Annotated in this window: 10 protein-coding genes and 3 pseudogenes; 4 read left to right on the plus strand and 9 right to left on the minus strand. The window is 55.1% G+C overall.

Annotation, left to right across the window (positions count from 1 at the left end; genetic code table 11):
• Window positions 1-34: 34 nt before the first annotated feature.
• Window positions 35-343, plus strand: a complete 309-nt coding sequence (locus tag RLO149_RS24540) for a Rap1a/Tai family immunity protein (RefSeq protein ID WP_425357863.1) — start codon at window positions 35-37, stop codon at window positions 341-343.
• Between the two features lie 2 nt (window positions 344-345).
• Here the strand turns inward: RLO149_RS24540 and RLO149_RS17790 are convergent, their stop codons facing one another.
• Window positions 346-651 (minus strand): hypothetical protein, encoded by a 306-nt coding sequence (locus RLO149_RS17790; RefSeq protein ID WP_013963475.1) that lies wholly within the window; start codon window positions 649-651, stop codon window positions 346-348.
• 219 nt (window positions 652-870) lie between these two features.
• Here RLO149_RS17790 and RLO149_RS17795 point away from each other — a divergent pair, with 219 nt between their 5' ends.
• Window positions 871-1,410, plus strand: a complete 540-nt coding sequence (locus RLO149_RS17795) for a tyrosine-type recombinase/integrase (protein WP_281015732.1) — start codon at window positions 871-873, stop codon at window positions 1,408-1,410.
• Between the two features lie 72 nt (window positions 1,411-1,482).
• Here the strand turns inward: RLO149_RS17795 and RLO149_RS17800 are convergent.
• Window positions 1,483-2,381: pseudogene (locus tag RLO149_RS17800) on the minus strand (Fic family protein); the annotation flags it as partial.
• 68 nt (window positions 2,382-2,449) lie between these two features.
• On the opposite strand from RLO149_RS17800, the pseudogene RLO149_RS23650 reads away from it, so the two are divergent.
• A pseudogene (locus RLO149_RS23650) lies at window positions 2,450-3,539 on the plus strand (IS3 family transposase); the annotation flags it as partial.
• Here the strand turns inward: RLO149_RS23650 and RLO149_RS23655 are convergent.
• The 7 genes and pseudogenes from RLO149_RS23655 to RLO149_RS17850 form a co-directional block, all read right to left on the minus strand.
• Window positions 3,485-3,765: pseudogene (locus RLO149_RS23655) on the minus strand (transposase); the annotation flags it as partial. The pseudogenes RLO149_RS23650 and RLO149_RS23655 overlap by 55 nt on opposite strands.
• A 1,175-nt stretch (window positions 3,766-4,940) precedes the next feature.
• Window positions 4,941-5,477, minus strand: coding sequence for a DnaJ domain-containing protein (locus RLO149_RS17825; RefSeq protein ID WP_013963479.1), 537 nt, complete (start codon window positions 5,475-5,477; stop codon window positions 4,941-4,943).
• 402 nt (window positions 5,478-5,879) lie between these two features.
• Window positions 5,880-7,169 (minus strand): serine hydroxymethyltransferase, encoded by a 1,290-nt coding sequence (gene glyA, locus RLO149_RS17830; protein WP_013963481.1) that lies wholly within the window; start codon window positions 7,167-7,169, stop codon window positions 5,880-5,882.
• A 40-nt stretch (window positions 7,170-7,209) separates the two neighbouring features.
• Entirely contained in the window at window positions 7,210-8,181 is a 972-nt protein-coding gene (locus tag RLO149_RS17835; RefSeq protein ID WP_044025732.1) for a 2-hydroxyacid dehydrogenase, read from the minus strand.
• Entirely contained in the window at window positions 8,181-9,068 is an 888-nt protein-coding gene (gene sucD / locus RLO149_RS17840; RefSeq protein WP_013963483.1) for a succinate--CoA ligase subunit alpha, read from the minus strand. The genes RLO149_RS17835 and sucD overlap by 1 nt, the downstream gene beginning before the upstream one ends.
• Entirely contained in the window at window positions 9,065-10,264 is a 1,200-nt protein-coding gene (locus RLO149_RS17845; protein ID WP_013963484.1) for a malate--CoA ligase subunit beta, read from the minus strand. The genes sucD and RLO149_RS17845 overlap by 4 nt, the downstream gene beginning before the upstream one ends.
• 33 nt (window positions 10,265-10,297) lie before the next feature.
• A complete protein-coding gene (locus tag RLO149_RS17850; protein WP_013963485.1) occupies window positions 10,298-11,536 on the minus strand; it encodes a pyridoxal-phosphate-dependent aminotransferase family protein in 1,239 nt (412 codons plus the stop codon).
• A gap of 206 nt (window positions 11,537-11,742) precedes the next feature.
• On the opposite strand from RLO149_RS17850, the gene RLO149_RS17855 reads away from it, so the two are divergent.
• The gene (locus RLO149_RS17855; RefSeq protein ID WP_013963486.1) at window positions 11,743-12,408 is read left to right on the plus strand and encodes a response regulator transcription factor; all 666 of its coding nucleotides are present in this window, start codon (window positions 11,743-11,745) and stop codon (window positions 12,406-12,408) included.
• Window positions 12,409-12,487 lie beyond the last annotated feature (79 nt).

The raw sequence follows: 12,487 nt of genomic DNA on the forward strand, positions 1-12,487 counted from the left end.
GCCAGCACTGACAAACCAAAAAACCGGCAACGACCTGCTATCAGCTTGCGAAGCGCAAAGTGACGTCCAGCTAGGGGTTTGTGTTGGCTACATCATCGGCACTTGGGAAGGCATCAAGATAGGCGGCTTTCAAACGACCCTCCCTGCGTTTGAGGGAAAAACAGCGACAGAGGTAGACTATTTCGTCAACCGCATCCTTGGCGTTTGCGTACCCGCAGGCGTCGAAAACGGCCAGATAAAGGACGTTGTCGTCGGGCACCTTCAGAACTCTCCAACCACGCGGCACAATAGCGCGCGCACTTTGCTTTTGGAGTCGCTAATTGGAGCGTTCCCCTGTCGATGATGTCATTCTGAGAGTGAATCAGATTTAGTCAGGTAGAGTTCTTTACAACGAATTTCCGCTTCATCTAATCCCACTTCCTGACCGATCCGGCGCGCATAACGTTGCGGCCCATTTTGCGGCCCAGCCTCCGAAATTGTCGAGGCCAAAAAGCTGCGCATTGTGTCTGATCCGCCAACTGGACTTTCAATCTGGGGAAGTTCGGTTCTCGCGATTGCGTTAATACCGCGCATTCCGATGTTCAGCGCCCCAGTCATCAGATCTACGGGCGCGCCAAGTGTCAAAGCAATGCCTTCATTTACATCGCTCATACCCTATTCAATCAAGTCGGTTTGGGGTTGCGCGCCTTTAGCTCGTGCCTGCATCTGCAAAAGCCTTAGGCTAGTCCGCTGATAAGCACCGTAAACTTAATGCACCAGCCTTTTTGATGTGCGAAGGGAAGGCATAACCAAATCTAGCCCATCTTCGCTTTATCAGCGCCATGGTTTCCCGTAAGATGTGATGGCTCAGGCGGTCTGGCTGTATTTCAAATTTCCACTCAGTTTGCCCACTCCCCTTCACAGGATGCCGTCACGATCCTGATCATCAAGCTGCTGATCGACACAGGATTGCGGATCAGCGAACTGACAAACCTAAAAGTCCGCGACGTCTCGCCGGACAGCGGCCAGATCCTCGTGCAGGGCAAAGGTAGCAAGGAGCGGATCGTTTTCGTGCCGAACCGTGAGCTGCAGGAGAAGTTTCAACGCTACTGCCAGGCGCGCTCTGACGACGGCTCCATTACATCACCGCTGTTCCTCAACACGGAGGGGCGTCGGCTCCGCTCGGCCACCTTCCGAAAGCGACTGCGGACGCTGTCAAAACGCCTCGGGATCGAACCGCACCTAACCCCACACCGGTTTCGGCACTCGGCCGCGACGCTTCTCATCGAAGAGGGCATCGACATCCGGATAGTTCAAGCGCTCCTTGGGCATGCGAACCTCAAAACGACCAAGATCTACGTGCGGGTCTCGAACCATGCGCTGCGGCGCGCGTTGGAGCGAGTTGACATCTTGGGCGAATTGCGACCGTGACGGCCAAACTGCCATCCACATTAGGAGTCTGATGCTACGATGCGGCCCGCCGTTCCCCGCAGCGATGCAATACTAATCCGGTCCTTCCAACTCCAGCCAGTACCGTGTATACCGGCGTTCGCCAGTACGCGTGAGGGCACCAATTTCGACAAGTTCCTGCAGGTCCCTGGTCGCCGTCGCCCGCGATGTGCCGGAGATCGAAATATAGTTCTCGGCACTCAGGCCACCTTTGAACCCGTCAGGCCCCTCTCGGAACATCCGCTCGATCACCTTGGCCTGTCGTTCGTTCAACGCGTCGCGATGCCGATCAAAAAATGCGCCTTGGCAATGAAGAAGCCCACGCGGTCCAACGTAACTTGCTGCGCTTCCAGAACGGCCTCTGCGAACCATACAAGCCACAGTGTGACATCCAGTGTCTTATGGTGCCGCTCAAGTTGACCGTAATAGTCCTTCCGCTTTCGCTCGATGGTGAAGGCGAGCGCGATGAGACTTGGTTGGCCGATATTCTGAGCCAGGGACTTTTCGGCTAGGGCTCGACCCAAACGACCATTTCCGTCTTCGAATGGATGGATACTCTCGAAATAGAGATGGCGTAGGCCTGCTCGCGTCAATGCTGGCAAGGACTCTCCGTCATCCGGCGCTGTTCGGTTGAACCAGTCGACATATCGGTCCATCTCGCCCGGAACCTGCGCAGATGATGGGGCCTCAAATTGCACGACCGTGCGGTCAAGACGACCCGAAACAATCTGCATCGAATCTTCATGCCGGCGATAGGACCCGATGGTCTCCAACCGTTTGTCGAAAGATAGGAGCATTTCGTGCCACCGGAAGAGCGTGTCGTGCTCGAGGGGCTCGGCATGAGTCGAGTATACGTCGACCATCATCTCGGCCACGCCCTGCTCTCGAGCTTTGTTTGGGTAGCTGTCGGGTTCTAATCCGAGATATCTGCGCAGCGAGTATTGCACACTGCTCCACCTGGACCTGTCGCGGTTTGATGCCGCCCCTTTGATAGCATTTACTGCAACAAAGGAGACTGACTATGGGACTGAAACGGACGGACGAATTTCGCCAAGATGCGGTGCGTATCGCGCTGACCAGTGGGCTGACACGCAAACAGGTGGCTGACGATCTGGGTGTAGGTATGTCCACACTGAACAAGTGGATCACAGCGCATCGAGACACGGATGTGGTGTCAAAAGAGGATATGAGCCTCGTTCAAGAGAATGACCGGCTGCGCCGCGAGAACCGTATTCTCAAGGAGGAGAGGGAGATCTTAAAAAAGGCCACCCAGTTCTTCGCGGGCCTAAAGCAATGAGATTTAGGTTCATTGAAGAACACAGCGAGAGCTTCCCCACCAATCGGCTGTGTGATGTCGTTGGCGTCAGCACACGCGGGCTACGCGCATTTCGAAGCCGGCCAGCCAGTCGCAGACAGCGGTCTGATTTGGTCACGCTGGCGCACATCAAAGAACAATCTCGTCTGAGCCTTGGCAGCTATGGCAGGCCGCGCATGACTGAGGAGTTGAAAGAGATTGGCCTGGATATCGGTCACCGCCGTGTTGGCCGCCCCCTCTCGGCAGATTTGGCTTTGCCAAATCGCCTGTCGGGCAGTGGATGCGCCAGAACGGCATATCAGTGGTCAGAACACGCAAACACAAGGTCACGACGGATAGAGATCATAAGTTCAATATAGCACCGAACCTACTGGATCGTGACTGCGCGGCAGATGCGCCAAACCAGAAATGGGCGGGCGACATCAGCTATGTCTGGACCCGTGAAGGCTGGGTGTATCTGGCTGTGATCTTGGACCTGCATTCTCGCCGTGTCATCGGCTGGGCCGTCAGTAACCGCATGAAGCGTGATCTAGCGATACGGGCGTTGAACATGGCCATCGTATTCCGTGCGCCACCAAAGGGCTGCATCCATCACACGGATCGCGGTAGCCAATATTGTTCTCACGACTATCAAAAGATTCTGCGCCAACATGGGTTCAAGGTGTCGATGCCTGGGAAGGGCAATTGCTACGACAATGCGGCTGTCGAGACGTTCTTCAAAACCATCAAGGCCGAGCTGATCTGGCGGCGGTCATGCTCAATGCAGGCACGGCGGCCGGCGGGGCTCAGAAGTTTCCCCTCGCTGCTTCCGTCAGAATGAGTTTATCGAGCGTCAGATCCGAAACCGCCAGTTTCAGGTTCTCATTCTCTTTCTGAAGATGCTTGAACTCCTTCAGTTGTTCTGTGCCCATTTAGCCATATTGCTTGCGCCAGCGATAATAGGTTTGCTCAACGACGCCTATTTGTCTTATCGCATCCAGACGCGGCATGCCTTGCCCCATCAGAACGTCAACGTGCCTTATCTTTGGGCTTGGCTCGCTTGTTTGCCATTTGTGATCCTGTGTTTCCTAAACATAACGATGGACCCGTTCAAAAGGGGGGGATCACTGCTGTCTAACCATGGCTTACTGGTTTCAGGGTCTCCTAGCTTCGGGCGGGTCAAGAGTCACAGCCAGATGTAACTATCCCTCGTTGGTCCAGAAACAGATGATGTGATCCACCACCTTTGGTTTGGCCCGACATTCAAGCCGATCTCTTTCAGTTCTCCCGTCGTCCGTGGTCTGCCATAACTGGCCAAGTCGACGCGCGGTTGGTCATTGAAGTGCGTCAGCGTGACCAGATCAGACCGTTGTCGTCGGCTGGCACAACGTGCGCAAACCACGTAGACCAACGTCCATCACGCGGGACATCCGGCCAACAGGAACCGCAGATCGGCGTCCCGCAATGAACTTAAGCATCACCGCTTTTAGCTCGCCAGAGATACCATCGCCTTTTTTTTAAGATCTCCGGCTGCTGATGAAAATGCGGTCCTTGTGTCAAAGGCGGTCTTTCTACAGGGCGAGATTTATGTCGTCCTTAGACACTACCTCTGTCTCTAAATGCGCCGTGATCCATTGATTCGGCGCCACGTTGCAGACACCCAGATCGCATGCACCTGTTTGCGTCCCTCTCATCGAAATTGCGTTTCGACTGCTGGCCAATGCGATACGCGGCGTATCCTCGCGAAAATCGTATGCCGTCTCAGTCCTCTCTCGGGATCATGCCGCGCTGTGCGTTGTCAATCTCCTTTGCAGTTGCAAGCAACATCAAAGGAGCAGCTCTAACCCTCGACACGTACAGTTTGGTAAACGACACCTTCTGAGGCGTAGTGGTTTTGAAATACTAAGGGGCCAAGAAGGTCCGGATCCCGCGGTTTCCCGGGGCGGAGACACCAAGCTTGTTTCGCAGCGGACTTCAATGCGCTGGAGTATTTGCATTATCTGATTGGCTTCGCGCCCGGAGCATATTCATTGCTTAACACTGTCGACAACAACCTCACCTTTGATGATATCATGTCACCGCGCAACATCAGTATAGCGGATGTGATCACAAGAAATAACGTTTTGTTTATTATAAGTTTTTTGGCCCAGAACACACTACCGCACAGAAAGAGATTTGGTCATTTCGCCTCCACTTTGATGGAAAGCGGTTCGAAACTTTAAACTGCGGTTTTAAAACGCAGCGCAAGTGCATCCACGGTCGGCCCTCGGTCAGGCTGGGTGATTTGCTGCAAAACAGTGCGGTAGGACCTTGCGGCAAGGCGGATTAAATCATTGTCGCGCCCAGAGCGTTCGGGAACCAAAGGGGCTGCCAGGGGCTGTCTCAACGCGACTGTCCGCGACCCACGTTCAGTGGATGATATATCTGTCTGCAGGTCGGACTTTGCTGCAGTTGAACCTTGAGCATTGACAGTCCGACCCCGGTTTTTCGACTTGGATGCGCGACTGTTCGAAAAGTCTGTATATTGTGGCTGCCGCGCCTTGGATGCTAGCTTTGCTTTGTCTCGGATATGAGCGATCAGCGTGTCGGCGGCTGCATTGACGCGCGCCATGTGACGGCTTGATGTGGTGACATCGGGACGGCGATCAGGGTGATATTTCATGGCAAATTCGCGACGTGCGCGCCGCACGTCATCCATGCTCGCTGTTTCGTCAAGTCCAAGTACGCGTGCTGCATGTTCTGGTGTAGCGGCCATGAGGATTCCAAACCATTTCGATAATCTGACTGTCTTCCTTTCATATTATAAAAAAATTTAAACAAATACGTTGATATTTGTTTGTGGTTAATTGCTCTCTCTGAATTCCCTCAGGCAAAGCAGAGCCATGAGATGGTGTCGCAATTGGGAAACTATGCCAAACGCGAGAGCCGCAGTTTTCGGTTATGTCAGAGGCTGCTTTATCCGGCGCCAATTCTAACGGTCGCGAAGACACGTAAATTGCCAGAGGAATTACAGTGCAACACGCTGTTTGCCTGTGTCACCGTCTCGTCACATATAGCACAAAATGGATAGCCATCATTTTCAACGGCATCATCTGCCGTGCAGGTTAGCGGATGCGCGGGATATTACATCCCGCGCATCCGCTTTTCATTCGTGTGATCAGTAGATTGGAAAGGCGTCACAAAGGGTTTGCACGCGCGACCGGACATTGTCCTCGACTTCGCCGTTCTCTTCTGCACCGTGGCGCGCGAGGCCATCCACCACCTCGACAATCCAGCCTGCAATCTGCCGGAACTCTGTTTCAGAGAATCCACGCGTTGTTCCTGCGGGTGATCCTAACCGCAGACCGCTAGTGATCATCGGCTTTTCGGTATCAAACGGAATGCCGTTTTTGTTGCAGGTGATATGCGCCCGGCCGAGCGCTTTTTCCGCTACGTTGCCCTTGACCCCTTTCGGCCGCAGATCGACCAGCATCAGATGGGTGTCAGTTCCGCCCGTCACGATGTCGAGGCCGCCATTGATCAACTCATCCGACATGGCCTGAGCATTTTTGACGACCTGTGCTTGATAGCGCTCAAAGTCAGGTTGCAGCGCTTCACCAAAGGCGACGGCTTTGGCCGCGATAACATGCATCAACGGACCGCCCTGAATGCCCGGGAAAATCGCGGAATTCACCTTTTTCGCGATTGCCTCGTCATTGGTCATTATCATGCCGCCACGGGGACCGCGGAGTGTTTTATGCGTGGTCGTCGTCGCGACATGTACATGTGGGAATGGCGATGGGTAATGCCCGGTCGCGATCAACCCGGCATAATGCGCGATATCAGCAAGCAAATAGGCACCAACCTTGTCTGCAATCTCGCGAAAGCGTGCGAAATCCAGAGTGCGGGGAATGGCCGATCCCCCGGCAATGATCATCTGTGGCTTATGCTCCAACGCCAATGCCTCAAGTTGGTCATAGTCGACGTCCAGCGTGTCTTTTCGCACACCGTATTGAACGGCGTTGAACCATTTTCCGGATTGGTTTGGGGCAGCCCCGTGGGTCAAATGACCACCCGCGTCGAGGCTCATCCCGAGGATCGTGTCACCCGGTTTCAAAAGCGCCTGAAACACGCCTTGGTTGGCTTGGCTGCCTGAATTCGGCTGCACATTGGCAAAATCACATCCAAACAGTTTGCACGCCCGCTCAATCGCGAGGTTTTCCGCCACATCCACATGCTGGCATCCGCCATAATACCGACGCCCCGGATACCCTTCGGCGTATTTGTTCGTCATGACAGAGCCCTGCGCCTCAATCACGGCCTGACTAACGATGTTTTCTGACGCGATCAGTTCGATTTCATCGCGCTGGCGTTTCAATTCCAAGGCAACCGCAGATGCGATTTCAGGGTCTGTTTGTGCAAGGCTGGAAGTAAAGAATGTAGAAGTGTTTCGGTCAAGCGCGTTCATTGTCGCCTCCAATTAGTGTCAGATGCAAAAGGTTGTTAAGTTAGGCGACGCGGTCGCGTGGCGGACGTCCGTCAAAGAAGTCGGCAAGGTTGTCCAGCACACGAAACCCCATCGCCTCGCGGGCCTCGCGTGTGGCGCTTCCCAAATGTGGCAGCATCACCAGATTGTCGCATTGCGCCAGCGTTGGGTTGATCCGTGGTTCCCCGTCAAACACGTCCAGAGCGGCACCTCCAATGGTATCAAACATCAAGGCTTGCGCCAGCGCGAGTTCATTCACGACTTCACCACGCGCGGTATTGATCAGGAATGCGTCTTCCTTCATCAGGTTCAACCGCTTTGAGTTAATCATATGACGGTTTTCTTCGCCACCCGGGCAGTGCAGTGATACGAAATCACACAGCGGCATCAACTCATCCAGCGTTGCGACCTGCTGCGCGTTGAACTGCGCCAGTACCTCAGGCGCTATTTTTGAGCGGTTAAAAACCATGATCTGCATGCCAAAGCCGTGATGCGCACGACGTGCCATCTCTTGACCAATGCGTCCGAAGCCCACGATGCCCAGCACCTTGCCGGACACTTTGGTGCCGACCAGATGCGTTGGACGCCAGCCAGACCAGTCACCAGCGCGCAACTCGCGTTCGCCTTCGCCGGCACGTCGCGCCGCCATGAGCATCAGCGTCATGGCCAGATCGGCCGTGCATTCGGACAAAACATCTGGCGTGTTAGTGATGGCAATCCCTTGGGTCTTTGCCACATCCACATCAATATGTGTGTAGCCAACCCCGTAGTTGGCCAGAATTTTCGTTTGGACGTTAGGGGCATCAAGTGCGTCGGCCCGGATTTTGTCGGTAACGGTCGGTAAAACGGCGTCATACTTGGCGATCGCCTCGCGAAACTCTTGAGAGGTGAGGGGCCGATCCGTCCGGTTAAGCTGCACATTGTATTTCTCTGACAGGTGGTGCTCAACAATCTTGGGCCACCGACGTGTGACGAGTACGCTTGGCTTAACCATCATGCGGCCTCCATCACTTTTGCAATCGTCTCGCCAATGACCGCCGGATTTTCAGCAACGGTCACACCTGCGGCTGAGAGGATTTCGACCTTTTCAGACGCACTTTCCCCAAAGGCCGAGATGATGGCGCCCGCGTGGCCCATCGTGCGCCCTTTGGGTGCGGTCAGACCTGCGACATAGGCCACAACGGGCTTGGTGATGTGCGTGCGGATGTACTCCGCCGCTTCTGCCTCTTGTGGCCCGCCAATTTCACCAATCATTGCGATAATATGGGTGTCTTCGTCTTCTTCGAAACGCTGCAGGATGTCTTTGAAGGACGACCCGTTGATTGGATCCCCGCCGATCCCGACCGATGTGGACACACCGATGCCGCGTTCTTTCAGCTGCGCTGCAGCCTCATAGCCTAGGGTGCCCGACCGGCCCACGATACCCACGTTGCCCTGCAGGTAAATGTGCCCCGGCATGATCCCCAGCAGCGCCTTGCCCGGGCTGATCGTGCCCGCACAGTTTGGCCCTGTCAGCACCATGCGGCGCTCTTTTGGGTAACGGTACATATAACGCTTCACCCGGATCATGTCCTGCGCGGGGATACCGTCCGTTATGCAAACACAATACTGGATCCCCGCATCTGCGGCTTCCATAATGCTGTCAGCCGCAAAAGGCGGCGGCACAAAAACCAGCGATGCCTCGGCCCCGGTCTGCGCGACCGCCTCTTCCACGGTGTCAAACACAGGCACACCTTCGACTGTTTCACCGCCTTTGCCCGGCACTACGCCACCGACAACGCGGGTGCCGTATTCAAGCATGTCCTTGGTATGGAAACGGGCCATCTTGCCTGTAATGCCCTGAATGATAACTTTTGTGTCGCGATCCAGCAGGATACTCATGATGCAGCCCTCATTTTTGTGCCCTGTGAGAGGTCATTTTTCCATGCGCCCACAGCGCGTTCGGCGGCTTCGTTCAGTGTCGCCGCACGAATGATCGGAAGGCCGGATTGGGCGAGTATTTTTTGCCCCTCCTCCACGTTGGTTCCGGCAAGCCGAACAATTACAGGCACATCCACCTGCACTTCTTTAATGGCTTGCACGACACCTTCGGCAACCCAGTCGCAGCGATTGATACCGGCAAAGATATTAACCAAGATTGCCTGCACACTTTTGTCTGACAAAACCAGACGGAAAGCTTTGGCAACACGCTCTGGTGTTGCTCCACCGCCGATGTCCAGAAAGTTTGCAGGTTCACCGCCAGCAAGTTTGATCGTATCCATCGTCGCCATCGCAAGACCGGCGCCATTCACGATGCAGCCAATGTTTCCGTCCAGCCCGACATAGGACAGACCTCTGTCCGCGGCGCGGCTTTCGCGCGGGTCTTCCTGAGACTTATCGCGCAACTCGCTGATCTGGGGGTGACGGAACAATGCGTTGTCGTCAAAGGTCATCTTGGCGTCCAACGCGATCACGCGGTTGTCCGTCGTGATCACCAATGGGTTGATCTCGACCATTGTCGCATCCAGTTCGGTGAAGGCCCGGTAACACCCTTGCAGCGTGCGCACCATCTGCTGAATCAACCCTGCGTCCACGCCCAGTTTAAATGCGATCTGCCGGCATTGGAATTCGCGCAGGCCCACTGCAGGTTCCACGATGGCCCGCACAATGCTTTCGGGGCGTTTCTCTGAGATTTCCTCAATTTCCATGCCGCCTTCGGCGCTTGCGACGATCATGACTCGCTGCGTTGTACGATCGAGCACAAACCCCAGATAGATCTCGCGATCTATCGGTACCGCGGCCTCGACGTACACGCGGTAGATACCTTTGCCTTCAGGACCAGTTTGATGCGTGATCATCTTCTGACCGAACATCCCTTCGGACGCTTTCTGGATTTCGATGTCATTGGAACAGACCTTGACGCCGCCCGCCTTGCCGCGCCCGCCGGCGTGTATCTGGGCTTTTACAACCCATCGCTCTCCGCCGAGTTCGCGTGCACGGTAGGTTGCCTGTTCCGGACTGTATGCCAGTGCGCCGTCCGGCACAGTGACCCCAAAATTTGCAAGAACTTCTTTCGCTTGGTACTCGTGGATATCCATGGTCGCTCCTCCCAGAAGACGTGGATGACGGTATTATTCTGCGGCGATTGCCTGTCCGTAGTGATGGCTGAGTGCAGCCGAGACCGCATCCTGATCAAAGCTTGCACCGAGATCGCGCATGGCTTGCCCGAACTTGTCGACGATGCCTGAAATGGCCTGCTGGTTGAGCAGGTTCAGGATACCGATCCGCACTTGCACAGGCTCAGACAATGTCGGCCAGATGCCGAAATTCTGTGCCCGGCAATGCTGCACCAGCTCCATCTCGCGCCCGGCCATCTCGGCTGGCAGGTTGAGCACGATCAGCGACGTCATGTTGGACGTGATCTCACACCCCATTTCGGTAAGTGCCGCACGAAGTGCTGCCTCGTGATAGATGTAGTCCTTGGCACGTTGCGCAACAGTCTGCTGCAGCGTAATGCGCAGTGCCTCGTGGAAAGCAGCAACGGCATAGGCCGAATGAGTGCGGTGGTAGGTGCCTTTTTCGACGTCCTTACCGTCCACAATGCCCCAGTGACGCGCTTCCATGATCGGGTGGTGTACGAATGTGCGCGTGCCTGTCTTCTTCAACTGCTCAATGAATTGGTCGGAAAAGGATACGGGTGCGTAGGTCAATGGCAGGCAGCAAATGCCCTTTTGCGGGCAGGACGCCCAGCCATGAACGCCGGGGTAATCATCGATGCGAAAGTCTTCGACGCCTAAGGACGATACCGCGTCGACCAGTCCCATGGCGCCATGCGCCTCACAGGCATCCGAGAAACCCTGAATGTCATTGACCCGACCTGACCCGGTTTCCCAATGCGCCATCGCTGCCCACTGCGGTTTGTGCTCGGACAGCGCCTTATCTACAATCTCGCCTGTCACGGACTGGCCGTGCGGCACTTCGATAATCGTCACGCTAGCCGGTTTGGGATCGCTGGGGTTCGCTGCAAGCTCTTCGGCTGTTGCCGCTTTCATCCGGACCGTCAGGCCATCGATGCCCGAGAAAGTACCGTTCACGAACATTACAACAGTATCGCCGGGCATTACCCCGCTGAACATCACGTCAAGGCCCGACCAACCTGTGCCGGCGACGCCGAAGGTATGCACGTTCTTGGTGCCCATCACATCACGCAACATCTGTTTGCATTCGACCATGCCGCGCAGGACGTCAGGATGCATGTGGTCGGCCAATCCCGCTCCGGCAAAGCGTGCGAGAACCCGCGCATCCGTATTGCCAGGACCCGGGCCGGCTGCGATTGTCTCAGGGATTTCGAGTTGCGGGAAAATGGTCATAGGTCCTCCGAAAATTATGGCGAGCAGCGATCACGGCTCGATTGGCGTTGATGCAACATAATCGCGTGGACAATTGCCACAACGCACCTTACTCCTGCTTTTGGGTATCTAAATGGGTAGGAAAAACCCCGCCCAAAGGTATAAAAATACCATCGTATACCGAAATTCAACCCACCAAAACGGGTAGTAAACTTGGATTATAGAAGATGAATCAAGCCGTTAACCAAGATCGCAAACCAATTGACGTTATGCTCGCTGACAGTAATCCGCTCGTTTTGTCAGCCTTGTCAGAGGTAATCGACCGGGATCCGCGATTCTCTCTCGTAGCGACCACCGCCACGGCTGAGGGTTTTCTGGGGACGGTGATGCGGGTTCCCGTGCAAATCGGGATTATCAACTGGAGCCTGCCTGCCTTGGGTGGCGCAAAGCTGATTGAGGTTTTGCGCGATCAGGAAAACGCGCCGCGCATCATCGTCTATGCCGATGATACCGGCGATCTGCCCCGGCTCGCTATGACCGCAGGCGCGGCTGCTTTCGCATCGCGCTCATCCCCGGCTGAAACATTGCTGGATACCTGCGTCGATGTTGCCGCGGGCAAAATGGTTTTTCCGTTTCTCGACGTACGCGAACTACAATCAGACCCAATTCACCTGTTGTCCCGCAAGGAACGCGCGACACTGGACGCTTTGTCCAAAGGGTTGACCAATAGGGAGTTGGCGAAAGAGCTGTCGATTTCAACGAATACGGTAAAGTTTCACCTGACCAATCTGTACGAAAAACTGTCCGTGAAAAACCGGGCACAGGCGATTGCTTTTTACTACTCTTCTCGGCTGGCGCTGGAGCGGGATCAGGACGACGGTATACCGAAATAGACCGAAACTCTGCTTGACATAATCAGTCTCAGGAAACCTATCTGGCGCAACAATATTACCATCCAGAAAGGATACATCC

The sequence above is a fragment of the Roseobacter litoralis Och 149 genome (assembly GCF_000154785.2).
Lineage (GTDB): Bacteria > Pseudomonadota > Alphaproteobacteria > Rhodobacterales > Rhodobacteraceae > Roseobacter > Roseobacter litoralis.

Coding starts and splice junctions, on each gene's coding strand:
- RLO149_RS17825 (WP_013963479.1), bottom strand. CDS start 5,477: ATGGCCGCTACACCAGAACATGCAGCACGCGTACTTGGACTTGACGAA.
- RLO149_RS17855 (WP_013963486.1), top strand. CDS start 11,743: ATGAATCAAGCCGTTAACCAAGATCGCAAACCAATTGACGTTATGCTC.
- RLO149_RS17835 (WP_044025732.1), bottom strand. CDS start 8,181: ATGGTTAAGCCAAGCGTACTCGTCACACGTCGGTGGCCCAAGATTGTT.
- RLO149_RS17850 (WP_013963485.1), bottom strand. CDS start 11,536: ATGACCATTTTCCCGCAACTCGAAATCCCTGAGACAATCGCAGCCGGC.
- RLO149_RS17790 (WP_013963475.1), bottom strand. CDS start 651: ATGAGCGATGTAAATGAAGGCATTGCTTTGACACTTGGCGCGCCCGTA.
- RLO149_RS17845 (WP_013963484.1), bottom strand. CDS start 10,264: ATGGATATCCACGAGTACCAAGCGAAAGAAGTTCTTGCAAATTTTGGG.
- glyA (WP_013963481.1), bottom strand. CDS start 7,169: ATGAACGCGCTTGACCGAAACACTTCTACATTCTTTACTTCCAGCCTT.
- sucD (WP_013963483.1), bottom strand. CDS start 9,068: ATGAGTATCCTGCTGGATCGCGACACAAAAGTTATCATTCAGGGCATT.